This is a genomic window from Caulobacter sp. X (assembly GCF_002742635.1).
Taxonomy (GTDB): domain Bacteria; phylum Pseudomonadota; class Alphaproteobacteria; order Caulobacterales; family Caulobacteraceae; genus Caulobacter.
The window spans coordinates 2486445-2512746 of record NZ_PEGF01000001.1; the positions used below are offsets into that span (position 1 = coordinate 2486445).

At 68.8% G+C, this 26302-nt stretch carries 27 protein-coding genes and 2 pseudogenes; 13 read left to right on the forward strand and 16 right to left on the reverse strand.

Annotation, left to right across the window (positions count from 1 at the left end; all coding sequences use genetic code 11):
- Positions 1 to 91: 91 nt before the first annotated feature.
- On the forward strand, positions 92 to 994 hold the full coding sequence (locus tag CSW60_RS11550; protein WP_099537371.1) for a hydrogen peroxide-inducible genes activator: 903 nt from the start codon (positions 92 to 94) through the stop codon (positions 992 to 994).
- Between the two features lie 3 nt (positions 995 to 997).
- On the opposite strand, the gene CSW60_RS11555 is transcribed toward CSW60_RS11550, so the two are convergent.
- The 6 genes and pseudogenes from CSW60_RS11555 to CSW60_RS11580 all read right to left on the reverse strand — a co-directional run bounded on the left by CSW60_RS11555 (position 998) and on the right by CSW60_RS11580 (position 5058).
- Positions 998 to 1450: a hypothetical protein gene (locus CSW60_RS11555; RefSeq protein ID WP_099537372.1), complete on the reverse strand. Its 453-nt coding sequence runs from the start codon at positions 1448 to 1450 to the stop codon at positions 998 to 1000.
- The gene (locus tag CSW60_RS11560) at positions 1440 to 2207 is read right to left on the reverse strand and encodes an ABC transporter ATP-binding protein (protein WP_099537373.1); all 768 of its coding nucleotides are present in this window, start codon (positions 2205 to 2207) and stop codon (positions 1440 to 1442) included. The genes CSW60_RS11555 and CSW60_RS11560 overlap by 11 nt, the downstream gene beginning before the upstream one ends.
- Positions 2204 to 3013: an ABC transporter permease gene (locus CSW60_RS11565; protein WP_099537374.1), complete on the reverse strand. Its 810-nt coding sequence runs from the start codon at positions 3011 to 3013 to the stop codon at positions 2204 to 2206. The genes CSW60_RS11560 and CSW60_RS11565 overlap by 4 nt, the downstream gene beginning before the upstream one ends.
- 1 nt (position 3014) lies before the next feature.
- Positions 3015 to 3524, reverse strand: a complete 510-nt coding sequence (mlaD, locus tag CSW60_RS11570; protein WP_099537375.1) for an outer membrane lipid asymmetry maintenance protein MlaD — start codon at positions 3522 to 3524, stop codon at positions 3015 to 3017.
- Positions 3525 to 3552: 28 nt separating this feature from the next.
- Complete coding sequence (locus CSW60_RS11575) at positions 3553 to 4185, reverse strand: phospholipid-binding protein MlaC (RefSeq protein WP_099537376.1); 633 nt, start codon at positions 4183 to 4185, stop codon at positions 3553 to 3555.
- 14 nt (positions 4186 to 4199) lie between these two features.
- Positions 4200 to 5058 (reverse strand): annotated as a pseudogene (locus CSW60_RS11580) (VacJ family lipoprotein).
- Between the two features lie 256 nt (positions 5059 to 5314).
- Between CSW60_RS11580 and CSW60_RS11590 the strand changes: the two are divergent.
- Both CSW60_RS11590 and CSW60_RS11595 read left to right on the forward strand, forming a co-directional pair.
- Positions 5315 to 5908 (forward strand): PadR family transcriptional regulator, encoded by a 594-nt coding sequence (locus CSW60_RS11590; RefSeq protein ID WP_201723047.1) that lies wholly within the window; start codon positions 5315 to 5317, stop codon positions 5906 to 5908.
- A 14-nt stretch (positions 5909 to 5922) separates the two neighbouring features.
- Positions 5923 to 6258 (forward strand): DUF2218 domain-containing protein, encoded by a 336-nt coding sequence (locus tag CSW60_RS11595; protein ID WP_099537379.1) that lies wholly within the window; start codon positions 5923 to 5925, stop codon positions 6256 to 6258.
- Between the two features lie 9 nt (positions 6259 to 6267).
- On the opposite strand, the gene CSW60_RS11600 is transcribed toward CSW60_RS11595, so the two are convergent.
- Complete coding sequence (locus CSW60_RS11600) at positions 6268 to 8409, reverse strand: prolyl oligopeptidase family protein (RefSeq protein WP_099537380.1); 2142 nt, start codon at positions 8407 to 8409, stop codon at positions 6268 to 6270.
- Positions 8410 to 10706 (reverse strand): annotated as a pseudogene (locus CSW60_RS11605) (prolyl oligopeptidase family protein). It abuts the gene before it with no gap.
- A gap of 11 nt (positions 10707 to 10717) precedes the next feature.
- On the opposite strand from CSW60_RS11605, the gene dapF reads away from it, so the two are divergent.
- From dapF to CSW60_RS11625, 4 genes are all read left to right on the forward strand, one after another.
- Positions 10718 to 11569 carry a diaminopimelate epimerase gene (gene dapF / locus CSW60_RS11610; RefSeq protein WP_099537382.1) on the forward strand — a complete coding sequence of 284 codons (852 nt, stop codon included), beginning with the start codon at positions 10718 to 10720 and terminating at the stop codon, positions 11567 to 11569.
- A gap of 4 nt (positions 11570 to 11573) precedes the next feature.
- Complete coding sequence (gene mtaB, locus CSW60_RS11615; RefSeq protein WP_099537383.1) at positions 11574 to 12902, forward strand: tRNA (N(6)-L-threonylcarbamoyladenosine(37)-C(2))-methylthiotransferase MtaB; 1329 nt, start codon at positions 11574 to 11576, stop codon at positions 12900 to 12902.
- A gap of 77 nt (positions 12903 to 12979) precedes the next feature.
- The gene (locus tag CSW60_RS11620) at positions 12980 to 13873 is read left to right on the forward strand and encodes an endonuclease/exonuclease/phosphatase family protein (RefSeq protein WP_236634245.1); all 894 of its coding nucleotides are present in this window, start codon (positions 12980 to 12982) and stop codon (positions 13871 to 13873) included.
- Positions 13874 to 13876: 3 nt separating this feature from the next.
- The gene (locus CSW60_RS11625; RefSeq protein ID WP_099537385.1) at positions 13877 to 14308 is read left to right on the forward strand and encodes a GFA family protein; all 432 of its coding nucleotides are present in this window, start codon (positions 13877 to 13879) and stop codon (positions 14306 to 14308) included.
- 123 nt (positions 14309 to 14431) lie between these two features.
- On the opposite strand, the gene CSW60_RS11630 is transcribed toward CSW60_RS11625, so the two are convergent.
- Positions 14432 to 15076 carry a trimeric intracellular cation channel family protein gene (locus CSW60_RS11630; RefSeq protein WP_099537386.1) on the reverse strand — a complete coding sequence of 215 codons (645 nt, stop codon included), beginning with the start codon at positions 15074 to 15076 and terminating at the stop codon, positions 14432 to 14434.
- 92 nt (positions 15077 to 15168) lie between these two features.
- On the opposite strand from CSW60_RS11630, the gene ftsY reads away from it, so the two are divergent.
- From ftsY to CSW60_RS11645, 3 genes are all read left to right on the forward strand, one after another.
- On the forward strand, positions 15169 to 16110 hold the full coding sequence (gene ftsY, locus CSW60_RS11635) for a signal recognition particle-docking protein FtsY (RefSeq protein WP_099537387.1): 942 nt from the start codon (positions 15169 to 15171) through the stop codon (positions 16108 to 16110).
- 3 nt (positions 16111 to 16113) lie between these two features.
- Complete coding sequence (locus tag CSW60_RS11640) at positions 16114 to 16725, forward strand: inner membrane-spanning protein YciB (protein ID WP_201723020.1); 612 nt, start codon at positions 16114 to 16116, stop codon at positions 16723 to 16725.
- A 108-nt stretch (positions 16726 to 16833) separates the two neighbouring features.
- Positions 16834 to 17394: a MarR family winged helix-turn-helix transcriptional regulator gene (locus tag CSW60_RS11645; protein ID WP_099537388.1), complete on the forward strand. Its 561-nt coding sequence runs from the start codon at positions 16834 to 16836 to the stop codon at positions 17392 to 17394.
- Positions 17395 to 17522: 128 nt separating this feature from the next.
- Here CSW60_RS11645 and CSW60_RS11650 read toward each other — a convergent pair whose 3' ends face one another.
- The 5 genes from CSW60_RS11650 to CSW60_RS11670 all read right to left on the reverse strand — a co-directional run bounded on the left by CSW60_RS11650 (position 17523) and on the right by CSW60_RS11670 (position 20039).
- The gene (locus tag CSW60_RS11650) at positions 17523 to 17807 is read right to left on the reverse strand and encodes a hypothetical protein (RefSeq protein WP_099537389.1); all 285 of its coding nucleotides are present in this window, start codon (positions 17805 to 17807) and stop codon (positions 17523 to 17525) included.
- 107 nt (positions 17808 to 17914) lie between these two features.
- A complete protein-coding gene (locus CSW60_RS11655) occupies positions 17915 to 18427 on the reverse strand; it encodes a DsbE family thiol:disulfide interchange protein (RefSeq protein ID WP_099537390.1) in 513 nt (170 codons plus the stop codon).
- Entirely contained in the window at positions 18424 to 18591 is a 168-nt protein-coding gene (gene ccmD, locus CSW60_RS11660; RefSeq protein ID WP_099537391.1) for a heme exporter protein CcmD, read from the reverse strand. Before ccmD ends, CSW60_RS11655 begins: the two co-directional genes overlap by 4 nt.
- Complete coding sequence (gene ccmC / locus CSW60_RS11665) at positions 18588 to 19331, reverse strand: heme ABC transporter permease CcmC (protein ID WP_099537392.1); 744 nt, start codon at positions 19329 to 19331, stop codon at positions 18588 to 18590. The genes ccmD and ccmC overlap by 4 nt, the downstream gene beginning before the upstream one ends.
- A gap of 120 nt (positions 19332 to 19451) precedes the next feature.
- On the reverse strand, positions 19452 to 20039 hold the full coding sequence (locus CSW60_RS11670; protein WP_099537393.1) for a Spy/CpxP family protein refolding chaperone: 588 nt from the start codon (positions 20037 to 20039) through the stop codon (positions 19452 to 19454).
- A 237-nt stretch (positions 20040 to 20276) separates the two neighbouring features.
- Between CSW60_RS11670 and CSW60_RS11675 the strand changes: the two genes are divergently transcribed.
- A complete protein-coding gene (locus CSW60_RS11675) occupies positions 20277 to 21170 on the forward strand; it encodes a DMT family transporter (protein ID WP_099537394.1) in 894 nt (297 codons plus the stop codon).
- A gap of 10 nt (positions 21171 to 21180) precedes the next feature.
- On the opposite strand, the gene ccmB is transcribed toward CSW60_RS11675, so the two are convergent.
- Both ccmB and ccmA read right to left on the reverse strand, forming a co-directional pair.
- On the reverse strand, positions 21181 to 21846 hold the full coding sequence (ccmB, locus tag CSW60_RS11680) for a heme exporter protein CcmB (RefSeq protein WP_099537395.1): 666 nt from the start codon (positions 21844 to 21846) through the stop codon (positions 21181 to 21183).
- Positions 21843 to 22457 carry a heme ABC exporter ATP-binding protein CcmA gene (gene ccmA / locus CSW60_RS11685; RefSeq protein ID WP_099537396.1) on the reverse strand — a complete coding sequence of 205 codons (615 nt, stop codon included), beginning with the start codon at positions 22455 to 22457 and terminating at the stop codon, positions 21843 to 21845. The genes ccmB and ccmA overlap by 4 nt, the downstream gene beginning before the upstream one ends.
- Before the next feature lie 183 nt (positions 22458 to 22640).
- On the opposite strand from ccmA, the gene acnA reads away from it, so the two are divergent.
- Together acnA and CSW60_RS11695 are read left to right on the forward strand one after the other, a co-directional pair.
- Entirely contained in the window at positions 22641 to 25328 is a 2688-nt protein-coding gene (acnA, locus tag CSW60_RS11690; protein ID WP_099537397.1) for an aconitate hydratase AcnA, read from the forward strand.
- Positions 25329 to 25508: 180 nt separating this feature from the next.
- Positions 25509 to 26240: a thioredoxin family protein gene (locus tag CSW60_RS11695; protein WP_099537398.1), complete on the forward strand. Its 732-nt coding sequence runs from the start codon at positions 25509 to 25511 to the stop codon at positions 26238 to 26240.
- The last annotated feature ends 62 nt before the right edge of the window (positions 26241 to 26302 follow it).

The window sequence follows — 26302 nt, forward strand, 5'->3', positions numbered from 1 at the left end:
AGCCTTTCGCCATGACGACGTGGTACGCGCTGTCCGCAAAGTTATCCAATCGATAGTTTTTTGATTTCCGATAGAGAGCACCTATATTCCGCTGATGCTACCGACCCTGCGCCAACTGCAATATCTGAAGCTGCTGTCCGAGCACGGCTCGTTCAGCCGCGCCGCCGAGAACGCCCACGTCACCCAGCCGACCCTGTCGGCCGGCATCCAGGAGCTGGAGAAGATCCTGGGCGCGCCGGTGGTCGATCGGGCCCGCTCCGGCGTGATCCTGACCGCCGCCGGCCAGGAGGCCGTGCGCCGCGCCGAGGACATTCTCACGCGCGCCGAGGACCTGGTGCAGGCCGCGCGCGGCGCGGGCCAGCCGCTGGCGGGGCGGTTCCGCCTGGGCGTGATCCCGACCGTAGCGCCGTACCTGCTGCCGCGCGCCCTGCCCGTGCTGCGCGACCGCTTTCCCAAGCTGAAGCTGTTCCTGCGCGAGGACCTGACCCAGCGGCTGATCGGGGCGCTGAAGGCCGGCGCGCTGGACGCGGCCCTGATCGCCCTGCCCTACGACATGAGCGGCCTGGACTGGGCCCATGTCGAGGATGACGAGCTGCTGGCCGCCGCGCCCGCCAACCATCCGATGGCCGCCTCGACCCGGGTCGATCCCGACAGCCTGCGCGGGGATGACCTGATCCTGCTGGAGGACGGCCACTGCCTGCGCGATCACGCCCTGGCCGCCTGCGGGCTTGAGCCCCCGAAAGGCGTCGGCGAGGAAGAAAGCTTCGCGGCCACGTCCCTGCCGACCCTGGTGCAGATGATCGGTTCGGGCCTCGGCGTCTCGTTCCTGCCGGCCATGGCGGTCCAGGCCGGGCTGACCGACAAGGCGGCCGTCACCGTGCGGCCTCTGGCGACCGAGCATCCCAGCCGCGAGATCGTGGTGGCTTGGCGCTCGGGCTCCAGCCGCTCGGTCGAGGGCAGGTTGCTGGCCGAGACGCTGCGCGAGGCGGTCTAGCGCTTATCTGGCGCCCAGCTTGGCGCGGGCGGCGGCGTCGACGCGATCCACGCCCCTCAGCGTGTCGCCGGTCGCCTCCAGCATGGTGCTGAACACCTTGAGGTCGGCCGTCGTGATCTTGCGGACATTGCGCTCGCGCGACCATTCCAAGCCGATTATCTGGCCAAGACGGCAGGCCTTGGGCAGCAGCGCGGGGCGCTCGGCCGGCCCGCCCTTGGTCAGCAGCTTGCCGACAATCTCGTTCCAGTTCGGGCCGCCGGGCACGCACAAGGTCAGGTGGTCGCAGGTTCCGGTCCAGAAGCGCTTGTACCAGCGCTCGTGCTCGGGCGTGTCGTAGCGGGCCGGTGTCGGAACCACGCCCTGGCAGTCCGGCCGGACATAGCTCTGCGCCTCGGCGCTTCCGGCGACCAGCAGTACGCCCGCCAGCACAGCGACGGTGACGCGCCTAGACCGCATGGGCGATCGGTCCGTCCGCGCGCCCCTCCACGAACTGGCGCACATAGGGGTTATCCGTGGTCTGCAGGTCGGCGGCCGGGCCGCGCCAGACGATTTTGCCGCCGTGCAGCATGGCGATTTCGTCGCCGATGGTCTGGGCCGAGGCCAGGTCGTGGGTGATCGACACCGCGGTCGAGCCCAGTCGGCGCACCTGATCGGAAATCAGCTGGTTGATCGCGGCCGCCGTGATCGGGTCGAGACCCGTGGTCGGCTCGTCGAAGAACAGGATCTCGGGCCGCGCGACGACGGCGCGCGCCAGGCCGGCGCGTTTCTGCATGCCGCCCGACAGCTCCGACGGGAAGCGATCGGCCACGGCGGGATCCAGGCGCACCTGTTCCAGAGCCTCGATGGCGCGGGCGCGGGCCTCCTTGCGCGGCACGCCATCGGCGTTCAGCAGGCGGAAGGCGACGTTCTCCCAGATGCTCAGGCTGTCGAACAGGGCCGCGCCCTGGAACAGCACGCCGACGCGCGAGAACAGCTTGCGGCGCTTGGCCTCGGAAAGGCCGACGACGTTCTGGCCGTCCAGCTCGATTTCGCCGCCCTCGGGGCGCATGAGACCGAGCGCGGTCTTGATCGTCACCGACTTGCCCTGCCCCGAGCCGCCGATGATCACCAGCGAGCGCCCAGGCGCGACCGACAGGTCCAGGCCATCCAGGACCGCCCGGTCGCCGAAACGTTTGGTGACGCCCTTCCAGGCCAGTTTCGGGGTGTCTGTCATCGCATGTGGGTGAAGAAGGTGGTCAGGAGGTAGTCCGAGGCGAAGATCAGGATCGCCGAGGACACCACGGCGTGGGTCGTGGCCCGGCCGACGCCGCGCGCCCCGCCCGAGGCGTTGTAGCCGTGGTAGCAGCCCATCAAAGCCACGATGAAGCCGAACACGGCGGCCTTGATCAGGCCCGAGACGATGTCCCAGCTTTCCAGGAAGTTGATGGTGTTGCGGATGTAGACGGTCGGGTTGAACTCCAGCACCCGGGTGGCGACCAGCCAGCCGCCGGCCACGCCAATCGTGTCGGCCACCGCCGTCAGGATGGGCAGCATCAGCACCGCCGCCAGCAGGCGCGGGGCGACCAGATAGCGGAACGGGTCGGTCGACAGGGTCCGCATGGCGTCGATCTGCTCGGTCGCGCGCATGGCCCCGATCTCGGCGGCGATGGCGGCCGAGACCCGGCCGGCCAGCATCAGGGCGGCCAGCACGGGACCCAGCTCGCGGGTGATGCCCAGGGCCACGATCTGGGGCATCACCTGCTCGGCGTTAAAGCGGCCGCCGCCGGTGAAGATGTTCAGCGCCAGGGCCGCGCCGGTGAAGACGGCGGTCAGGCCGACGACCGGCAGCGAGAAGAAGCCGATCGCCATGAACTGGCGCAGCAGCTGGCCCGTGAACCAGGGCGGGCTGAGCGCCGCGGCCGTTCCGCGCGCGGCGAACACCCCGACCGATCCGACCATGCGGACGGCGGCCAGGGTCGAGCGACCCAGCGCTTGGATCGGATTGACGGCGACCTTCTTGGCCGCCTCCACCGCCGTCATCTCAGTAGCTCTCGGCCGGCTGCGAGGCCGATGGGGCCGGCGCGCTCGGGGCGCTGGACCCGCCGCCTTGCGGACGGATCACCGAGCCGATCAGGCCGAAGATGTCGACGGCACCTTGGGTGTTCTCGATCTCGCCACCGGGCTTGAGGTCCTCCAGCGAGGCGCCGGGCGCGATGGCGATGTGGGCGCCGCCCAGCAGGCCGTCGCTGGTGATCTTGGCGGTCGAATCCGCCGGCAGCTTCACGGTCGGATCGATGCTCAACTTGGCGACCGCCAGATAGGTCTTCGGCTCCAGCGTGACCTGCGAGACCGTGCCGACCTTGACGCCCGCCACGCTGACCGCCGCGCCCGGGGCCAGCGAGCCGGCCTCGCCGAACTTGGCGCTGATCTCGTAGTTGCCGCGCTTGGTCGAGACGCCGCCCACGCTCAGGGAATAGGTCAGGAAGCCGCCGGCCAGGGCCAGCACCACCACGCCCATGGCCGTCTCGGCCCATTGTTCGCGCAACGCCATGTCTTATCCGTCCTCGAACGCCCGCCGCTTAGCGGCTCTTGGCGCTCTGCCCCTTTTGAAGTTGGTTGATCAGCACGTCGATGTTGCCGCCAGCGTTGTCGATCGTCGAGACGAAGTCCTGCTGCTGGGTGATGGCCAGCCAGACGCCCTTGAACTGTACGTCGACGACCTTCCAGCTCTGGCCGCCGCCCAGCACCCGCCAGGCCACCGGCAGCGGCTGGCTGATCTGGCCGCCCGAGATGGTGGTGTTGACGATCACGTCGCCCGGCTTGCGGACGACCGAGCCGGTGACCTTCAGCACCTCGCCCTTATAGTCGTCGATGCGGTCCTGATAGACGTTCTCGGCATAGGTGCGGAACGCCGGGGCGAAGCGGGCGCGCTGGTCGGGGGTGATGGTGCGGGCGTACTTGCCCAGCACGAAGTTGGTGATGCGCGGCACGTCGGCCAGCTCGTCCACCGCCTGGTGGAAGATCTGCTTCTTCTGGGCCTCGCTCATGCCCTTGTTGGCCAGCACCGAGATGACGCGCTGAGCCTTGGTCTGGACGAAGGCCTCGGCGCCCGGATCGCGGGCCTGGGCCATGGCGGGCGCGCCGACCGCGACCGCGCCGAAGAAAGCCAAAAGCGCGGCGGTGGCGCCGCGCCGGGTGGTGAACTGGGTCATGATCTTACCAATCGCTATGGATTTGGCGTCGCCGGCGGCGCGGAAGCGTCCGGCGGCGGCGCGTCGAAATCGGGCAGGTCCTCGGCTTCGCCGGTGGCCTGCCGGATAAAGGCTTCGCGGTACTGGCCATAGGCCGAGCGGACCGTGACATAGGGGTCGGCCGAGTCCTTCAACGCATGGAACGCCGGATCAGCCGAGGCCCGGCCGTCCAAAATCGTGACGCCCAGCCGGGCCTTGCCGAAGTCGGTGCTGATCCCGCCCGCCACGGCGCCGACGGGATCGGTGGCGATGTCCAGCGCCCGTCCGACGCCGTCGCGAACGTTCATCGGTCCCATCAGCGGGAAATAGATGTAGGCGCCGGGGCCCGCGCCATAATAGCCAAAGGTCTGGCCGAAGTCGGAATCCCGGCGCGGCAGATGCATCTTGGCGGCTACGTCGAACAGGCCCAGCACGCCGACGGTCGAGTTGACGACGAAGCGCGCGGTGGCCCGCATGGCGCGCTTGGGCTTGCCCTGCAGCACCTGATTTGATGACCGTGTTGGGCTCGCCCAGATTATAGACGGCCGAACTGACCCGGTCGCGGACCGGCCTCGGCGTGATGGCCATGTAGCCGTGGGTGATCGGCGCTATCAGCACCTTGTCCACGCCCATGCTCAGGGCGAAGGAGCCGCGGTTGAAGCCCTCGAGGGGATCATTCGCCGAAACGGTTCCGGCCTCGGACGGCTCCTGGCGGGCGGCGTGAGCGGCGGGCGCGAGCGCCAGCAGGCCGACGGCCACGGTCAATCCGGCGACAAAACGCCCGCCGGCGGCCTCTTGGCGCGCGCTCTGGTCCAGGTGGCTCAAGCTCATGCTCCTGCTTCTCACACGCGCCATGTATTCACGTCGTCATCCGTATCAAGATTGAGGGCGACTATTTCGGTCGCCTTGCATTTCCTGGGTGTCGATTGGGGTCCCACTGAGGCCGACAAGTCGCACTGGTTGCTCCCGAGCCCCCGTTCCCGCGCGGTTTCGCGGCCCGATCGTCGGACTGATTCGCAAGACCAATCTAGATATATCGAAATAGCTCTTGACCGACGCCGATTTCGATATATCTACAATTCCGATATAACGAAACGGAGACATGAAGCTCATGTTTGGACGACATCATCATCACCATCGCGGCCGCTGGGACGGCCACGGCGACGAGCATCGCGGCCGTCACCCCTTCGGCTTCCACGGCGGCCATCCGGGCCGAGGCCATCCTGGTCGCGGACCGGGCGGGCGCATGGGCCGCTTCTTCGACCACGGCGACCTGCGCTTCGTGGTGCTCAAGCTGATCGCCGAGAAGCCCAGCCACGGCTACGAACTGATCAAGGCCATCGAGGCCGCCGCCGGCGGCGCTTACAGCCCCAGCCCCGGCGTGGTCTATCCGACCCTGACGCTGCTGGAGGAGCTCGGCTACGTCACCGCCAGCGACGCCGGCGGCGGCAAGAAGCTCTATACGATCACGCCCGAAGGCGAGGCCTTTTTGGCCAGCAACGACGCGCCGGTCCGCTCGCTGTTCGAGCGCATGGCCGAGGCGGCTTCCGCCAGCGCGGCCTTCTCGCCGCAGATCCTGCGGGCCCGCGAGAACCTGAAGACGGCTTTGCGGCTCAAGCTGCACGGCGGTCAGCTCACGGCCGAGCAGATCGCGGCGGTGGCCAAGGCGCTGGACGACGCCGCGACCGCGATCGAGTCGATCTGAGGGGAGACGCGCCGATGCAAAGCCACGCCCGCGTCGCCACCGACAAGGCGGCCCGCTACATGACCCAGCTGGCCAAGCACTGGAGCCACAAGTTCGAGGTCGTCTACGACGAGACCTCGGCCCTGTTTCCGCTGCCGCTGGGAACCTGCCACATGGTCGCCCACGCCGACGGCCTCGACATCACGCTCGAGGCCGCCGACCTCGAAGGCCTGACCCGTCTCGAAGATGTGGTGGCCAAGCACCTCGACCGCTTCGCCTTCCGCGAGGGCGAGCTGAAGTACGGCTGGACGAGAGCCTGGTTCGCCGGCGGCGTCGATCCGGCGGCGATCCGGATCAACGCCGTCCACTAAGCAGCGGCGTCAGTCCATCAGCCGACGGGTCAGGTACACGTACTCCAGCGCCTGCCGCCGGGCCGTCTCGGCCAGGTTGGCGCTGGCGGCGTGGCCGCCGTCGATGTTCTCGTAATAGAGCACCGGATAGCCCAGCTCCATCAGGCGCGCCGCCGCCTTGCGGGCGTGGGCGGGATGGACGCGGTCGTCCTTGGTGGAGGTCTCGATGAAGACCTCGGGATACTTCTTCCCGGCCTTCAGGTTCGAATAGGGGTCGTACCTGGCGATCACCGCCCGCTCGGACGGGATGGCCGGGTCGCCATATTCCCCGACCCACGAGGCGCCGGCCCCGATCTGGCTGTAGCGGATCATGTCGAACAAGGGCACCTGCACGACCACGGCGTTATAGAGCTCGGGCCGCTGGGTCAGGGCCACGCCCATTAGCAGGCCGCCGTTGCTGCCGCCCATGATGCCCAGCCGCCGGGGCGAGGTGATCTTGCGGGCGATCAGGTCCTGCGAGACGGCGAAGAAGTCGTCATAGACCTTCTGGCGGTTGGCCTTCAGGCCCGCCTCGTGCCAGGCCGGGCCGAACTCGCCGCCGCCGCGGATGTTGGCGACCACATAGGTCCCCCCGCGCTCCAGCCACAGCTTGCCCATGACGCCCGAATAGCCGGGGGTCAGCGGCACCTGGAATCCGCCATAGGCGTAGAGCAGGGTGGGGGCCTGGCCGTCGTACTTCACGCCCTTGGGCCGCACGACGAAGTAGGGGATCTTCACGCCGTCCGACGACGTCGCCTCGAACTGCTCGACCACGTGGGTGGAGGCGTCGAAGCGGGCCGGCGAGGCCTTGACCTGTTCCAGCTTGCCCGTGGCGGCGTCGGCCAGCCAATAGGTGGTCGGGGTCAGATAGCCGGTGACGGTGAAGAAGATACGGTCGTCCTTGTCCGAGGCCGAGCCCAGGCCGATGCTGGAATTGGCCGGCAGGTCGAGCTTTTGCGAGGTCCAGCCCTGGGCGCCGTGGGTGAAGACCAGGGCCGCGCCCTTGACGTTGTCCAGCAGGCCGACGACCAGCTTGTTCCGCGTGGTCGTCACGGACTCCACGGACTGGCGCGCGGTCGGGCGCATCACCAGGGTGGCGGTCGCCTTGTCAGGCGCGGCCTTCAGCTTGGCCAGGTCGAAGCTGATCAGGTCGCCGGTCTTGAAGCCCTTGGCCGGCCAGTCCTGCTCCATCAGCACGACCATCTGGCCGTCGACATAGCCCTGGATCGAGCTCTTCAGCGGCAGGTCCAGCTTCACGGGCTGGGGGCCGCCCAGCAGGTAGGTCTCGGCCTCGAAGAAGCTGATCCCGCGGCCGGCCATCACCGCCACGGCCTTGCCGTCGGCGTCGCGGAGCACGAAGGGATTGACCGAGACGTCGGTCTCGGTCCCGCGAAACACCTCGGTCGCCTGATCCAGAGCCTGGCCGCGCTTCAGGGTCTTCAGCACGTAAGCGTAGCCCGACTTGGTGACCTGGCCCGGCGTCCATTCGCGGCCGACCAGCAGGGTGTCCTTGTCCACCCAGGTATAGTTCTGCTTGCCCTCGGGCAGGACGAAGCCGCCGTCGACGAAGCTCTTGGTCGTGGTGTCGAACTCGCGGACGCTCACGGCGTCCTTGCCGCCGTTCGACAGGGTGACGAGGCAGCGGGTCTCCTCGGGCGGCAGACAGCTGGCGCCCTTGAACACCCAGTTGGCGTTCTCGGCCTTGGAGATGGCGTCGATGTCGAGGATGGTCTCCCAGACGGGCTCTGCGGTGCGATAGCTCTCCAGCGTCGTCTTGCGCCACAGGCCGCGAACGTGGTCGGCGTCCTGCCAGAAGTTCCGCAAGCTTCCATCGCCGGCGAACGAGACGCCCGGCACCCGGTCCTTGGCGTTCAGGATCGCCAGGGCCTTGGCCTCCAGGTCGGCGTAGCGCGCGTCGCCCTGCAGCACGCCCAGGCTGCGCGTGTTCTGGGCCTTGGCCCAATCGAGGGCGCGAGTCCCCTCGATCTCCTCCATCCACAGATAGGGATCGTTCTTGCCCAGTTCGGACAGGGGCGTGCGGGCCTCGGCGGGCTTGGCGCTGTCGGCGGCGGTCGCGGGGGTCTGGGTCATCAAGCTCGTGGTGGCGAGGAGGGCGAGGGCGATGCGCTTCATCTAGTGATCCATCAGCTGACGCGACAGGTAGGTGTAGTGCAGGGCCCAGCGGCGGGCGTTGGCCTTGGGGTCGGCGCCGTTGGCGTGGCCGCCGTCGGTGTTCTCGAAATAGAGGTGGTCGACCTTGAGGTCGTCCAGGCGCGCGGCGAACTTTCGGGCGTGGCCGGGATGGACGCGGTCGTCCTTGGTCGAGGTGGTGATGTAGGCCAGCGGGTATTTCACGCCGGCCTTCAGGTTCTGGTAGGGGCTGTACTTCTCGATCCAGGCGCGTTCGGCCGGAATGGCCGGGTCGCCGTATTCGCCGATCCACGAGGCGCCGGCCGGCAGCTGGGTGTAGCGGATCATGTCCAGCAGGGGGCTTTCGACCACCACCGCGTTCCACAGGTCGGGGCGCTCGGTCATCGCCACGCCCATCAAGAGGCCGCCGTTCGAGCGGCCATAGGCGCCGAGATGCCGGGGCGAGGTGGCCTTGTCGGCGATCAGCTTTTCGGCGACCGCGAAATAGTCGTCATAGGCCCGCTGGCGGTTGGCCTTCAGCGCCGCCTCGTGCCAGCCGGGACCGAACTCGCCGCCGCCGCGGATATTGGCGACGGCGTAGGCGCCGCCGCGCTCCAGCCACAGCTTGCCGACCAGCGGGTCATAGACCGGCAGCTTGGACAGGTTGAAGCCGCCATAGGCGTGCAGCAGGGTCGGGTTCTGGCCGTTCAGCGTCCAGTCCTTCTTGTGGACCAGGAAGTAGGGGATCTTCGTCCCGTCCTTCGAGGTCGCCGACTTCTGCTCGACGACCAGGTTGTTGGCGTCAAACAACGCGGGCAGCGCCTTCACCGTCTGGGCGGTGGTCCCGGTGGCGTCGGCCAGCTTCAGCTGGGTGGGGGTCAGGAAGCCTTCCACCGTGTAGAAGACGTCGTCGCCCTCGTCCGCGTGCGATCCCAGCGAGACGGCGGCGTTGTCGATGACCGGCAGGGGCTGAGCCGTGACCCCGAACTCGCCGCGCAGCCGCAGGCTGACCAGGCTGCCGCGCACGTTGTCGTAGACGACGGCCAGCACGCGGTGGTCGGTCACGGCGACCTGGTCGATCGACTGGCGCGGGCCGGGGGCCAGCAGCTGGCAGGGGTCACAGTCGTTGTTGATCGTGATTGCGTCGCCGGGCTTGCGGGCCTGGGCCGGAAAAAGCTTGTCGGGTGACACAGCGACCAGAGAACCGGCCGGATAGGTGAGCGGAGTCGGCGCGGTCTTCGGCGTCCACGGCTCCTCGATCTTGAGGACCAGCTTGCCGTCGATCAGCCCGCGCACCCCGACCTTTTGCGGGATCGGCAGCAGGCGCGCCGTCTGGCCGTCCCACAGATAGGTCTCGTCGTGGAAGAAGTCGGTGGCGCGGGTCAGCAGCACGACCCGGTTTCCGGCGGCGTCGCGCAGCACGTTTGGCCGCGCGGAGACATCGCCCTTCTGGCCGCGATAGACCTCGACGGCCTGGTCCAGGGCCTGACCGCGCTTCAGCGTCTTGATCACGAAGCCATAGCCGCTGTCGGTGGTCGTGCCCGGACCCCAGTCGCGGGTCAGGATCAGGGTGTCGGGATCCAGCCACTCGATGGTCTGCTTGCTCTCGGGCAGGACAAAGCCGCCGGCCGACGGGTCGACGAAGGTCTTGGTCGTCAGGTCGAACTCGCGGACCGTGACGGCGTCCTTGCCGCCGTTGGACAGGTTCACGAGGCACCGGTCGTGGGTCTTGGGCCGGCAGTCGGCGCCCTTCCAGATCCAGTTCTTGCCCTCGGCCGCGGCCAGGGCGTCCAGATCGATCACCGTCTCCCACTGGGGATCGGCAGACTTGTAGGACTCCAGGCTCGTCCGCCGCCAGACGCCGCGCACATGGGTCTGGTCCTGCCAGAAGTTGAAGACCGTCTTGCCGACGAAGTTCGGCATGGCGATCCGGTCCTTGCTGGCCAGGATCTTCAGCGCGTCGGCCTGCAGCCCGGCGAAGCGAGGATCGCTCGACAGGACCGGCAAGGTCTTGTCGTTCTGGGCCTTCACCCAGGCCAGCGAAGAAGGCGTCTCGACGCCTTCCAGGTCCAGATGGGGATCCGCCGCCTGGGCCAGGGCCGAGCCGGAGGCGAGGAGGGTGATGGCGAATGCGGCCGCCGAGCCGTGACGGAGCGTGAGCATGACCCGGGACGGTAGCGAACAATCCGCCGCGCGCCAGCCCACTTTTCGGGTCCGATCCTGCCCTGAGATCGGTCCGGACCCAGACGTTCATGCCCCGCGTCGCGGCGTCCCCTGACTTGGCCGGGCTTTTCGCCTATATAGCCCCGTCATGAGCCGCACCTTCCTGAAGATGAACGGCCTGGGCAACGACTTCGTCGTGGTCCAGACCCTGACCCAGAGCTTCGATCCCACGCCCGAGGAGATCCGCGCGATCGCCAAGCGGGACGGCGGGATCGGCTGCGACCAGGTCATCGCCATCGACCCGCCCAAGGCCGAGGGCGCGTCGGCCTATGTGCGGTTCTGGAATTCCGACGGCGAGGAGACCGGCGCCTGCGGCAACGGCACCCGCTGCGTGGCTTGGCTTCTGATGCAGTCGGCCGGCAAGACCGAGGTCGCCTTCGACACCGTCGCGGGTCGCCTGTCGGGCGTCGCGGCCGGCGAGAAGCTGGTCACGGTCGACATGGGCCCGCCGCGCCTCGCGTGGAACCAGATCCCGCTGGCCGAGGACATGGACACCGCCCGGGTCGAGCTGCAGGTCGGCCCGATCGACGCCCCGTGGGTCCACACCCCGGTCTGCGTCTCGATGGGCAATCCGCACGTCGTCTTCTTCGTCGACGCCCCGGTCACAGATGAGTTCGCCACCAAGACCGGCAGCCTGGTCGAGCACCACCCGCTGTTCCCGGAAGGGGTCAATGTCGGCTTTGCTTATGTCGAAAGCCGCGATCACATCCGGCTGAAGGTCTGGGAGCGGGGCGCGGGCCTGACCGCCGCCTGCGGCACCGGCGCCTGCGCCGCCCAGGTCGCCGCCGTCCGCCGCGGCCTGACCGATCGCAAGGCCAAGGTCGAGTTCGAGAGCGGCGCCCTGACCATCGAATGGCGCGAGAGCGACGGCCACGTGATCATGACCGGACCGGTCAGCATGGACTTCGCCGGCAAGCTGCCCGAGGCGGTCGCCGCTTAAAGCCATGGCGACCTACACCGTCATCAAGGCGACGCCCAAGCCGAAACCCGAAGTCGGGGAGGAGGGCGGTCCCGCCGTCGTTTCCTCCGGCCCGGACGGCGTCCAGGTCGTGACCTTCGGCTGCCGCCTGAACGCCTATGAGAGCGAGGCCATCCGCGCCCGCGCCGCCGCCGACGGGGTGACCGACGCGGTGGTGTTCAACACCTGCGCCGTGACGGGCGAGGCCGTGCGCCAGGCCCGCCAGGCGATCCGCAAGGCCCGCCGTGAGCGGCCCGGCGCGCGGGTGATCGTCACCGGCTGCGCCGCCCAAGTCGATCCGGCCGCCTTCGCCGCCATGCCCGAGGTCGACCTCGTGCTCGGCAACGCCGAGAAGGCCGCGCCCGGCGCGCTGCTGGAGACCGGCCGCGTGCGGGTCAACGACATCATGTCGGTCAAGGAGACCGCCGGCCACCTGATCGACGGGCTGAAGGATCGCGCCCGGGCCTATGTCGAGGTCCAGAACGGCTGCGACCACCGCTGCACCTTCTGCATCATTCCCTATGGCCGCGGGAACTCGCGCTCGGCGCCCGCCGCCGAGGTCGTCGAGCAGGTCCGAAAGCTGGCCGCCGAGGGCTACCAGGAAGTCGTGCTGACCGGCGTCGACGTCACCTCGTGGGGCGCGGACCTGCCCGAGCAGCCGACCCTGGGCCAGCTAGTGGGCCGCATCCTGCGCATGGTCCCGGACCTGCCCAGGCTTCGCCTGTCGTCGATCGACGCGGCCGAGATCGACCCGGACCTCTTCGCCCTGCTCGAGACCGAGCCGCGCCTGATGCCCTACCTGCATCTGTCGCTACAGGCCGGCGACAATCTGATCCTCAAGCGCATGAAGCGCCGCCACAGCCGCGAGGATGCGCTGAAGCTGGTCTCGGAGGTCCGCCGCGTGCGCCCCGACACCGCGTTCGGCGCCGACCTGATCGCCGGCTTCCCGACCGAGAGCGACGCGGCGTTCGAGAACACCCTGCGCCTCGTGGAAGAGGCGGATCTGGCCTTCCTGCACGTCTTCCCCTACAGCCCGCGCCCCGGCACGCCCGCCGCGCGGATGCCGCCCGTGAAGGGGGCGGTGGTCAAGGACCGCGCCCGCCGTCTGCGCGAGGCGGGTCAGCGCGGCCTGGAACGCCATCTCCAGCGGCAGGTCGGCCGCGTGCTGTCGGGCCTGGTCGAGCGCGACGGCCTGGCGCGGGCCGAGGACTTCACCGAGATCCGTTTCGAGGGCGAGGCGCCGGCCGGCCAGATCGTGGCCTTCAAGGTCACCGGCCATGACGGCGCCCGGGTGATCGCGGAGCGGGTCGCCTGATCCGGCGGATTCTCGCGGCCGTCCTGCTGCTGGCCGCCCTGGCGGCGGACCCGGCGCGCGCCGAGCTGGCCAAGCCCGTGACGTTCAGCGTCATGACCTACAATGTCGAAGGTCTGCCCTGGCCTGTCCGCACCGGACGGGGCGAGGCGCTGAAGGCGATCGGTCGCGAGCTGGCCGCCATGCGCAGGGCCGGTCGCGAGCCCGATGTGGTCTTGCTCCAGGAGGGGTTCCGCTCGGAGATCTGGGACCTGATCGACGAGAGCGGCTACCCCTACGTGGCGAGGGGCCCCAACAAAGGCCAGCGCGATCCCAACATGCTCAACGGCCAGAGGCCTGACTTCCGGCGCGTCAAATACCGTCACAAGGGCGAGGGCCTGGGCAAGTGGGGCTCCAGCGGCCTCTGGGTGCTGAGCGACCACCCGATCAACTGGGTCAAGTCGCACGCCTACCATTACTGCGCGGGCCTGGACTGCCTGGCCAACAAGGGCGTCATGCTGGTCAGCCTTGACGTTCCGGGCGTGCCGACGCCGGTCGAGGTCGCCGACACCCATCTCAATTCCAAGGGCGCCTCGGGCGTGCCGCGCAGCCGGGCGACGGAGGCCCATCATCTGCAGGCCGACGAACTGAAGCGCTTCATGCAGGAGGACCGCACGCCGGGCGCGCCGCTGCTGGTCGGCGGCGACTTCAACGTCATGCATTCGGCCGATCGCTTCGACCATGTCATGGCCGACTATCCGTTCGAGGTGGTCAGCCGCTGGTGCCATCGTCGCCCGGGCGCCTGCGACACCCAGATCTCGTATGATGGCGACGCGCCCTGGCTGGACACCCAGGACCTGATCGGCTTCCTGGACGGGGAACAGGTCACGGTGACGCCCGTCGCCGTCGAGGCGACCTTCGACGGCGCTTCCGAGCCGGTGCTGTCGGATCATGACGGCTATAAGGTGACGTTCCGGCTGACGCCGAAGGGGTAGGTCATGCGCTTAAGCGGCGGCTGTCAGTGCGGCGCGGTGCGGTTTCGGGTGGATGGCGATCCCGGTCGGGCCTCCATCTGCCATTGCCGCATGTGCCAGAAGGCGTTCGGCGGACCGTTCGGGGCGCTAGTGACCGTCAACCTGGCCGACCTGACCTGGACGCGGGGCCAGCGGGCGACCTTCCAGAGCTCGGACACGATCCAGCGCGGCTTCTGCGCCGCCTGCGGCACGCCGCTGACCTTCGAATGGAGCGCGGACAAGATCGATTTGGCGGTGTTCGCCTTCGACGATCCGTCGGCGGTCGAGCCGATGGTTCAGCTCGCCGTCGAGAGCCGGCCGGCCTGGATGGACCACCTCGCCGACATGCCGGTCCGGCCGCCGATGGGGCCGGGTGGGACGGTGGTGTCGCGGCAGCATCCGGATTTCGATACTTGAACCCAAAATCCTCCCCCTAGCGGGGGAGGTGTCGGCTCGAAGAGACGACGGAGGGGGAAGAAGCAGGGCCAGCAGGACTTCCCCACCGGCGCTTCGCGCCACCTCACCCGCTGGGGGTAGGATTTATTGCCCGTCGGCGTTCTCTTCCCCCATGAACCCCGGCAGGCTCCAGCCGAACTTGATGGCGCAGGCCCGCAGGCCGAACGCCGCGACAAATCCCGCGATCCCCGCCGGCCAGAACGCCAGGCCCGCCAGCTTCAGCGCCGCGAACACGCTGGCGCCCAGCAGGGCGGCAGTGATGTAGATCTCGCGGCGCAGCAAGAGGTTCGGCTCCTCGGCCAGCACGTCGCGGATCACGCCGCCGAAGGCGGTGGTCAAGACGCCCATGACCACGGCGCTGAACGGATGCACGCCCAGCCCCAGCGCCTTGGCGGTGCCGACCACGGCATAGGCGGCCATGCCCAGGGCGTCCAGCCACAGCAGGGCGCGGAAGCGCCAGCCGCGCTTGCCCAATAGCCACACGACGGTGGCGGCGGCCAGGCACGCGACGATGTAGCCGGGGCGCTGCACCCAGAAGACCGGCGCGCCGATCAGCAGGTCGCGCAGCGTCCCGCCGCCGACGCCGGTGATCGCGGCGAAAAATCCGAAGGTGATGATGTCGTGCTTGCGCCGGGCCGCCGCGAGGGCGCCGGTTGCCCCAAAAACGGCCGCCGCGGCGTAGTCGAGCCAGAAAAGCGCTGTTCCCAAAGGGTCAAGTTGCACGTCCATGCCCTTTCCATCGCACGCTTGGAGGGCCGGCGCTAACCGTGCGCGGTTAAATCCCGATTTACACTTTCGCCGGGTCGGCTAAAGGGGCGCGGATGAGCGACAAGCCCGAGCAGAAAAAAGGCTGGTTCCAACGCCTGACATCCGGCCTGACCCGGACGTCGCAGGCGATGACCGAGCAGGTCACCGGGGTCTTCACCAAGAAGCCCCTGGACCAGGAACAGCTGGACGCCCTGGAAGAAATGCTGATCGAGGCCGATCTCGGTCCCGAGATCGCCGCCCGGATCACCGAGGCGTTCGGCAAGGCGCGCTTTGGCAAGTCGTCGACCGACGACGAGGTCAAGGAGGCCCTGGCCGAGCTGATCGCCGCCGAGCTGGCCGATCGCCAGGGCAGCTTTGATCCGCTGCACGGCCCGCGCCCCTATGTGGTGCTGTTCATCGGCGTCAACGGCTCGGGCAAGACCACGACGCTCGGCAAGATCGCCGCCGACCTGACCGAGAAGGGCGCGCGGGTGCTGATCGCCGCCGGCGACACCTTCCGCGCCGCCGCCGTCGAGCAGCTGAAGGTCTGGGCCGACCGGGCCGGGGCCGACTTCATGTCCAAGCCCACCGGCGCCGACGCCGCCGGCCTGGCCTATGAGGCCGTCGAGCGCGCCAAGGCCGAGCACTACGACGTCGTCCTGATCGACACCGCCGGCCGCCTGCAGAACAAGCAGGGCCTGATGGACGAGCTGCTCAAGGTCATCCGTGTCGTGAAGAAGGTCGATCCCGACTATCCGCACGAGACCCTTCTGGTTCTCGACGCCACGGTCGGCCGCAACGCCCTGGCCCAGGAGAAGATCTTCGGCAACCAGGTCGGCGTCTCCGGGATTGTCATGACCAAGCTGGACGGCACCGCGCGCGGCGGGGTGCTGGTGCCGGTGGCGCGAGCCTCCGACAGCCCGATCAAGCTGATCGGCGTGGGCGAGGGGATCGAGGACCTGCAACCCTTCGACGCCCGGGCCTTCTCGCGCTCGCTCGTCGGCCTGAAGGACTGATCCGTGAGCGAAGCGCCTTCAGAGGCCCCCAAGAAGAACGCCGGCTGGGTGCGGACGGTCGTCGACTACGGCGCGGCCATCGCGTTCGGCGTGGCCTATTTCGTCACCAAGGACTTCCAAAAGGCGACCTGGGTGCTTGTGGCCGCCTCGGCCGCGGCCCTGGCGATCGGATATGCGGTCGAGCGCCGCCTGGCTTTGCTGCCGCTGTTCTTCGGCGGCATGGCCCTGGTGTTCGGGACCCTGGGCCTGATTTTCCACTCCGACGTCTTCGTGAAGATCAAGGTGACGGTGATCAACCTGTCGCTGGCGGCTTTCCTGCTGGGCGGCACGCTGATGGGCCGCCAGCCGCTGAAGCTGCTGATGGGCGAGGCCCTGCGCCTGTCCGACGCCGCCTGGCGCACCCTGACCCTGCGCTACGGCGCCTATTTCGCCCTCGTCGCGGCGCTGAACGAGATCGTGCGCAATACTCAGGGCACGGACACCTGGGTGAAGTTCCGCCTGGGCCTTCTGCCGCTGGCCCTGGTGTTCGTCGCGACCCAGATCCCCTTCATGATGAAGCACATGGCCAAGGGTGACGAGCCGGCGGCGCCCGAACCTCCGGACGCGGGCTTCTAGTCACGCTGGCTTTCCACCGTCCACGGACCGTTGTCGTCAAATCGACGTGTTCCGGTGATAGCGTTCCTGCGTCGGTCGAGAAGACCGTGCGATGTGGGGGCGCGAGATATGGCCAAGAGTAAGGGCGACAAAGCGGTCGGCAGCCTGCTGGAGCGTTCGCCCAGCCATCTTCTGCACCGGGTCCTGCAACTGGCGCTCGACATCTATGCCGAGGAGTGCGGCGAGGCCGGCGTGACCCAGCGCCAGTTCGCCGTCCTGGCCGCCGTGGCCGAGAACGAGGGCGTCACCCAGACGGCCCTGGTTCGCGCCACCGGCATCGACCGCTCGACCCTGGCCGACATGGTCGCGCGCATGATCACCAAGGGCCATCTGGAGCGCCAGCGCTCCAGCGAGGACGCGCGCGCCAACAGCGTGCGCCTGACCGCCGCCGGCCGCGAGGCGCTGGAAGCGGTCCGCCCGATGGTGGCCATGGCCGACGCCCGGATCCTGGCGCTGCTCAAGCCCAGCAAGCGCGAGGGCTTCCTCGACCTGCTGGCCGATGTCGCCGGCGCGGACTTGCACCCCGAAGAGGCCGCTCCGAAGTCCAAGAAGGCCAAGGCCGAAAAGGCCGACAAGCCGAAGAAGGACAAGAAGGTGAAGAAGGACAAGGCCGCCAAGAAGGCGGCTTAGTCCTTCTCCCCTCGCGGGAGAAGGTGGCGCGAAGCGCCGGATGAGGGGTTGAGGAACGGCGGGGGTCAGCGCGACCCCTCACCCGACCCACTGCGTGGGCCACCCTCTCCCGCAAGGGGAGAGGGACGCTAAACCAGGATATTCAGCAGCGAACCGGGCCGCAGGATCTTCTGCGGCTGGGCGTCGGGCTGCACGAACGGCTTCTGCGGCGCGGTGCGCTGTTGCGGCTGGGCCTGGGTCTGCAGCTGCACCGTCGAGGGGGCGACCGCCGGACGCGTCGGCGCGGCGTCGGTCAGGGCCGCCTGGAAGAAGGCCGCGCGCGTCGAAGCGCCAGTCGCCGCGCCGGTCTTGGCGGGGACCGACGGGGTCTGCGACGGAACGACGGGCCAGCCGGCGGGACGGACGTTGCTCATGACTCGAAGTCTAGCATGGTTAACGAAAGCTGCGCGAGTATGGTCAACGCAAAGTTAACGCGTCTGGACCGCGACCTGTAAGCGCACCTTGGCTTCGGTGAGAGGCCCTATTTCGCCTTCTTGAGCAGCTCTTCGGCCGCGTCGGGCGTCAGCGGGCCGGTGTGCTTGGCGAGGATGACGCCGTCCGTGCCGACCAGATAGGTCTCCGGCACGCCGGTCACGCCGAACTCCAGCCCCGCGCGGCCGTCTCGATCGACCAGATGCAGGGCGAACGGGTCGCCGAGCCGGGTCAGGAAGGCCTGGGTGTTGGCCGGGGCGTCCTTGTAGGCGACGCCGACCACCGTCACGCCTTGGGCCTTCAGCGCCATCAGCTGCGGGTGCTCGACCTCGCAGGGGGCGCACCAGGAGGCGAAGAAGTTGACCAGGATGGGACCTTGGCCTGGCGTACGGATCGCCGCCGGCGTCCCGCTGGTCAGTTCGGGCAGGGACAGGGCCGGAGCCGGCTTGCCGACCAGGGCGTGGGGCTGGACGCGCGGGTCGCGCTTCAAGGCGTAGCCGGCGAACAGGCCCGCCAGGGCCAGCAGGATCAAGAGCGGAACGAAGGCCAGCCAGCGCTTCACGACTTGATGGTCTCCAGCTCGGCCTGCAGGCGCTCGGCCTCGCGCCGCCAGCGGCGGGCCATCAGCAGGCTGCTCGTGATCATCCAGGCGAAGGCCAGGGCCGATATGGCGAAGGCCGGCCACAGGTAGATCGCATACTTGCCCGCGTCGAAGTCGAAGCTCATCGCGCGCCCTCCGCCAGCTTCATCGACAGGCTGCGAGCCTTGCGCCGCCAGACGAGCGCGCGGATGCGGACCAGCCACAAGGCGCCGAACGCGCCGAGATAGGCCAGGCCCATCAGCACGGCCGGCCAGGCGTAGATCGCCGGCAGGCCGTCGCCCTTGGCGGCCATGAAGGTCGAGGAGCCCTGATGCAGGGTGTTCCACCACTCGACCGAGAACTTGACGATCGGCAGATTGATCAGCCCGACCAGGGCCAGGATGGCGGCGGCGCGCGCGGCCTTCTGCTCGTCCTCCAGCGCCCCGCGCAGGGCCATGTAGCCGAGATAGAACAGCAGCAGCACCAGAACCGAGGTCAGGCGCGCGTCCCAAACCCACCAGGCGCCCCACATCGGCTTGCCCCACAGCGAGCCGGTGATCAGGGCCAACGCCGTATAGGCCGCGCCGATCGGGGCGCAGGCCTGGGCCGCGAGGTCGGCGAGGGCTTGGCGGAAGACGAGCGCCAGAAAGCTGGCCACGCCCAGGCACAGATAGATGAACAACGACAATGAGGCGGCCGGGATATGGATGAACATCATCCGCACCGTGTCGCCCTGCTGATAGTCCTCGGGGACCAGGAAGGTCATGACGAGACCGGCGACGGCCGCGATCGTCGATAGAACGCCCAGCAGCGGGGCGGCCCATCGCGAGAAGGCCATGAACCGCTCGGGGTTGGTCAGGAAATCGAACGTGTGGCGCGCGTCCATGGATCACGCTCTAGAGCGGCCGGGCGGCGCGGGCAATGGCCGTATCGCTACGGAGCCGTGGAAGGCGCCGAAGAAGGGCGGCGCGTGCAGGCGCGCCGCCCTCCGGACGCACGGCCGGGGTCAGCCGACCTTGCGCTGGATCACCGTGGTCCGCGCGCCCTTGAAAGGGGCGGGGCCGCGGGTCTCGATGCGGCGAATGACGACATGGTCGCCGCCGCGTTCCAGGTCGAGGGCGTCGAAGGCCTTCTGCTGGCTGGGCGACAGGGCGGTGTAGAAGGCGCGCGTGGCGGCGATGCGCTTCTGCATGGCCTCGGCGACCTTGGACATCTGGTCCAGGCGCTCCAGCGTGGTCGGCGGCTTGCGGTCGATCGCGCGGTCGGGGCCGTCCTTGTCGTCGTCATTGTCCTTGCGGACCATGATCTTGGGCGAGGTCGCGTCCACATAGGCCTTCAGCGCGCCTTCCTGGTCGGGGCGCAGTTGCAGCACGTCGCGCAGATGCTGGGCGTGCGCCTCGGGATTGGGGGCGCGGCCGTGGTGCATCATCATCATGCCCGGCCCCATGGCCATCATGCCGTCCATCGGCGGCGGGGGCGGCGCCGAGGGAGCCGGCGGCGAGGGCGGGGCGGGAATCTGGGCCGAGGCGGCGCCGGCGGCCAGGGCGGTGACGGCGGCGCCCGCGAGCGCCAGGCGAATTAGGCTTTTACGCATGGTGTGAGCTCCTGTCGTTGAACTGACGAGAAGCTTGGCCATCGCCATGTGGCGCGAAAATGTCAGGATAGATGAACAATTTTACAGACTTGACGCCCGGCTGAGACAGTCGGGTTTGCTGATCCGCCGGCCGGCGCTATCACCACTGACATTTCCGGGACCTAGCGACGCTACACGTCGATATGAGGTCGGCCGAGCGGCCCGCCTGCCCCCGCTCTTTTTCCGCGCGGAGTCCGCATGAAGTCGATCGCGTTCCTGGCCCTGGCCCTTGCCGGCGTCTGCTGGGGTCTGGGCTTTCCCACCGGAAAGCTGATCCTGACGCAGACAGAGGCCGCGCACATGGTGCTGCTGCGCTTCGCGGTCGCCGCCCTGGCCGCCGCGCCGTTCGCCCTAAGGCGGCCCGAGGTCCGAGCGCTGTTCCGCTCGCCGGTCGTGCTGGCCTCGGGGGTGATCTACGGCGTGGCGTTCCTGGTCCAGTTCGAGGGCCTGGCCCATGTCAGCGTCACGGTCGCGGCCCTGCTGGTGGGGGCGATGCCGGCCCTGATCGCGGTCAGCGCCCGGGTGCTGGGCGAAAAGGTCTCGCGATTGTCCTGGGGCGGGGTGGCGGCGGCGACGCTGGGCGCGGCTCTGATCGCCGGCAAGCCGGACGGCGCCAGCTCGCCCTGGGGCGTGGCGCTCTCGATCGCGGCGCTGTTCCTGTTCCTGGCCTGGCTGCTGACCCTGCGTCGGGCGCCGACCCCGCCCAATGCGATGGCCATCCCGGCCGTGTCGATCATCATCGCCGCCGCGACCATCCTGCCGATCGCCTTTGTCATGCACGGCGCGCCAAGGCTGGATCTCAGCGCCCCGGTCTGGGCCGCCGTCGTCGCCCAGGGCGTCTTGGCGACCCTGCTGGCCACCGCCGCCTGGCAGTTCGGCGCCAGCCGGGTCGGGGCGGCTAGCGCCGGGGTGTTCATCAACATCGAGCCCCTGATGGGCGCGGCCTGCGGCGTGCTGCTGTTCGGCGACCACCTGACCCTGCCGCTGCTCGCCGGCGGGGCGCTGATCATCGGCGGCAGCCTGGCGGTGGTGCTGGGCGAGCGGCAGGCGCAGCCGGGCGACCTGCAGGCGACGGTTCCGCCCACCCCTTGATCTTGGCGCCTTAGTCCAGAGCGTTGCGGCAGGCCGCGCCCATGGCCAGCGGCGACAACGCCACCGCGCCGGCGCAATAGGCCAGCATCAGCATGAGGCCGCCGGTCCAGGGCAGGCCGGCCGAATAGCCGTCCAGCGCGCCGGCGCCGAAGATCACCGGCGGGGCGAACAGCGGCAGCACGATCACGGCGACCAGCAGCCCGCCGCGCTTGCTCCCGAGCGCCAGGGCCGCGCCCAGGCCGCCGAGGAACGCGAAGGCCAGGCCCCCGACCAGGGCGCACAGCACCAGCAGCGGCATGACCTTGATGTCGGCGCCCAGCATCAGCGCCGCCACGGGCGCCGCCAAGGCCAGAGGCGCGCCGGTCGCCAGCCATTGAGCCAGGCACTTGGCGACCGCCACGGCCTCCAGCGGCGCGGGGCCCAGCGCCAGCAGGTCCAGGGTCCCGTCCTCGTAGTCGCGCTCGAACAGCCTTTCGAGCGAGAGAAGGGCCGCCAGGGCCAGGGCCAGCCAGGCGATGCCCGGCGCGATCGCCGCCAGCCGCTCGGGCGCGCGGCCGGACGCCATGGGCAGCAGCACCACGACGCAGGCGTAGAAGGTCAGGGCCAGCAGAGGACCGCCGCCCCGGCCCCAGGCCAGGGACAGCTCGCGCCGGAGAAGGACGCCGAACGCTCTCATTGTCCGATCTCCACGGAACGCGTGGGGATCGGCAGCGGATCGTGGACCGAGGCCAGGATCATGCCGCCGCCGGCCAGGTGCTGGGCCATCACCTCGCCGAACGCCGCGCGCTGTCCCGCGTCGAGCGGGGCCATGGGCTCGTCCAGCAGCCACAGCGTGCGCGGGCTGGCCGCCAGGCGCGCCAGGGCCAGGCGCCGACGCTGGCCAGCCGACAGGCGCCGGACCTCGAGGTCGAGCAGGCGCATCAGGTCGAAGCGCTTGGCCGCCGCTCTGGCGCTCGCCTCGGTCCCGCCGGTCCACAGGGTCTGGAAGCGCAGCTCCTCCCAGGCGGTGCGGCTGGATTTCAGGCCGTCCTGGTGGCCGAGCAGGTGCAACTGCTCGGCCCGCGCGGCGTCGGCCTCCATGGTCCCGTTGACGCCTTCGAAGGCGATGGTCCCCTCGGCCGGGCGCAGAAGCCCGGCGACGGCGCGCAACAGGCTGGTCTTGCCCGCGCCATTTCGTCCCACCAGAACAGACGCTTCGCCGGCGGACAGCGTCAAGTCCAGGTTCGAGAACAGGCGGCGCTCGCCGCGTGTAATCGCCAAATCCTTTATGAGAACAACTCTCAACACGCCAAGACCCCGCGCGCGACATGGACGTTGAGCCAACGCAGCGCTAAGAAGCGCGCGGTCGTCCCCCTCCAGTCGGTTTGGGTGGTACGCGGCGCGGAGGCGGAACCTGTGTGTCCCTTCCGATCAGCGCGTGATCCCGGGAGTGGTTTTCGGGCGGCCGTGGACAGAGAAGGATCCTTAGAAATGGCGTCTGTGGACAGCCTGAAAGCCCGTCGCGAGCTTAACGTCGGCGGCAAGACCTACGTCTATTACAGCCTTCGCGCCGCCGAGGAAGCCGGTCTTGCCGGAACTTCCTCGCTGCCGGTCTCGATGAAGGTGCTTCTCGAGAACCTGCTGCGCAACGAAGACGGCGTCTCGGTCGCCGAGGACGACCTGAAGGCCGTCGCCGCCTGGCTGCAGAACAAGGGCTCGGTCGAGCACGAGATCAGCTTCCGCCCCGCGCGCGTGCTGATGCAGGACTTCACCGGCGTTCCCGCCGTCGTCGACCTGGCCGCCATGCGCGACGCCATGGTCGCCCTGGGCGCCGACCCGGCCAAGATCAATCCGCTGAACCCCGTCGACCTGGTGATCGACCACTCGGTGATGGTCGACAACTTCGGCGACGCCAAGGCCTATGACGCCAACGTCAAGCGCGAGTACGAGCGCAACATCGAGCGCTACCGCTTCCTGCGCTGGGGCTCGTCGGCCTTCAACAACTTCCGCGTCGTGCCGCCCGGCACCGGCATCTGCCACCAGGTGAACCTGGAATACCTGGCGCAAACCGTCTGGACGAACACCGTCGACGGCGCCGAAGTCGCCTATCCCGACACCGTCGTCGGCACCGACAGCCACACGACCATGGTCAACGGCCTGGCCGTTCTGGGCTGGGGCGTGGGCGGCATCGAGGCCGAGGCCGCGATGCTGGGCCAGCCGATCCCGATGTTGATCCCGGAAGTCATCGGCTTCAAGCTGACCGGCGCCCTGCCGGAAGGCGCGACGGCCACCGACCTGGTGCTGACCGTCACCCAGATGCTGCGCAAGAAGGGCGTGGTCGGCAAGTTCGTCGAATTCTACGGCGACGCCTTGGCCAACCTGACCCTGGAAGACCAGGCGACGATCGCCAACATGGCGCCGGAATACGGCGCCACCTGCGGCTTCTTCCCGATCTCGGCCTCGACCATCGCCTATCTGAAGGGCACCGGCCGCACGCCGGAACGCGTCGCTCTGGTCGAAGCCTACGCCAAGGAGCAGGGCCTGTGGTGGGAGCCCGGCGTGGCCGAGCCGACCTTCACCGACACGCTGGAACTCGACCTGTCGTCGGTCCAGCCCTCGCTGGCCGGCCCGAAGCGCCCGCAGGACCGCGTCCTGCTGGCCGACGCCGCCGCCAAGTTCGCCGAGTCGCTGGCCGGTGAGTTCGGCAAGGCCGAGAACCCCGAGCTGCGCGCCCCGGTCGAGGGTGAGAACTTCGACGTCGGTCACGGCGACGTGGTCATCGCGGCCATCACCTCGTGCACCAACACCAGCAATCCCTCGGTGCTGATCGCCGCCGGCCTGCTGGCCAAGAACGCGGTCGCCAAGGGCCTGAAGGTCAAGCCGTGGGTGAAGACCTCGCTGGCCCCCGGCTCGCAGGTGGTCACCGACTACCTGGCCAAGGCCGGCCTGACCAAGTCGCTGGACGCCCTGGGCTTCAACCTCGTCGGCTACGGCTGCACCACCTGCATCGGCAATTCGGGTCCGCTGCCGGAAGCCATCAGCAAGACGATCAACGACAACGACCTGGTCGCCTGCTCGGTGCTCTCGGGCAACCGCAACTTCGAAGGCCGCGTGAACCCGGACGTGCGCGCCAACTACCTGGCCTCGCCGCCGCTGGTGGTGGCCTACGCCCTGGCCGGCAGCCTGAAGATCGACCTGGCCACCCAGCCGATCGGCCAGGACAAGAAGGGCAACGACGTCTACCTGAAGGACATCTGGCCCTCGAACGAGGACATCGCCGCCCTGCAGCGCAAGGCGATCAACGAGAAGATGTTCGCCACCCGCTACGGCGACGTCTTCAAGGGCGACAAGAACTGGCAGGGCATCAAGGTGACCGGCGGCCAGACCTACGCCTGGGAAGCCGACTCGACCTACGTCCAGAACCCGCCGTACTTCCCGAACATGTCGATGACGCCGGCTCCGGTGACCGACATCGTGGAAGCCCGGATCCTGGCCGTGTTCGGCGACTCGATCACCACCGACCACATCAGCCCGGCCGGCTCGATCAAGGCCTCCAGCCCCGCCGGCAAGTTCCTGATCGACCACGGCGTCCAGCCGGTGGACTTCAACGGCTACGGCGCCCGCCGCGGCAACCACCAGGTGATGATGCGCGGCACGTTCGCCAACATCCGGATCCGTAACCGGATCACCCCGGACATCGAAGGCGGCGTGACCAAGCACTTCCCGACCGGCGAAGTGATGTCGATCTACGACGCGGCCATGAAGTACCAGGAAGAAGGCCGTCCGGCGGTCGTCTTCGGCGGCAAGGAATACGGCACCGGTTCGTCGCGTGACTGGGCCGCCAAGGGCACCAAGCTGCTCGGCGTCCGCGCGGTGATCTGCGAAAGCTTCGAGCGCATCCACCGCTCGAACCTGGTCGGCATGGGCGTCCTGCCGCTGCAGTTCGTCCAGGACGGCTGGCAGAAGCTGGAGCTGACCGGCGAGGAGATCGTCTCCATCCGTGGTCTGACGGATCTCGCGCCGCGCAAGCAGCTGATCGTCGAGCTGTATCGCCCGACCGATGGCCGCATCGCCCGCTTCCCGGTCCGCTGCCGCATCGACACCCCGACCGAGCTTGAATACTTCAAGAATGGCGGCGTGCTGAACTACGTGCTGCGCAACCTGGCGCGCGCGGACTAAGCGACGGCCGCGAGGCTTTCAACGAGACGGCCGGCTCCTCGCGGGGCCGGCCGTTTTCGTTCCGGCTTCTCGTTTCGGGGCGGCTGACAACGATGTCTCCACCGTTTCTCCCCATGGACCGCCGCTATTCACGGCCTCGTGAACGGCTATCCTGGGCGTTCTTGGCTTAAGTGACCCGCAATGCGTAAGGCCGCCCTCTCTCTGTTCTGCCTGGCCCTGTCCGGCGTCGCGTCGTCCCTGGCTTGGGCTCCGGCCGCGTGGGCGGGAAAGCCGCCCGTGGTGGTCGAGCTGTTCACCGCCCAGGGCTGCTCGTCCTGCGGCAAGGCCAACCAGCTGGCGGCCGAGCTGTCCCAGCGCGACGGCGTCCTGGCCCTGACCTATTCGGTGGACTACTGGGACTACCTGGGCTGGAAGGACACCTTCGCCAAGCCCGACTTCGCCGAGCGCCAGCGCGCCTACGCCAAGAAGTTCGCCCTGCGCGACGTGCCGACGCCCCAGATGGTGGTCGGCGGTCGCGTCCAGGCCTCGGGAACCAAGGCCGAGGCGATCGAGGATCTCGTGAAGTCGGCGGCCAAGGCGCCGGCCAATCCGCCGGACATGGAATTCGTCGGCAAGACCCGCGTCGCCATCGGCTCGGGCCCCGCCCCGCGCGGCGGCGGCGAGGTCTGGCTGGTGCGCTACGATCCGCGTGAACAGGACATCGCCGTCAAGCGCGGCGACAACAAGGGCCAGACCCTGGTCCATCGCAATGTCGTGCGCGAACTGGTTCGCCTCGGCCCCTGGGCGGGCAAGCCCAAGCTCTATCGCCTGCCGCCTGCCGCCGACGCCGATCTGGTGACCGTGGTGTTGGTGCAGGGCGCCAAGGGCGGCCGCATTCTGGGCGTGCTGCAGGCGTCCCCCGCCGAGCGCTGATTTGCCGCTTTCCGGACAAAGGAAAACCCGCGCGGCGGGAGGGGAATGGCCGCGCGGGTTCC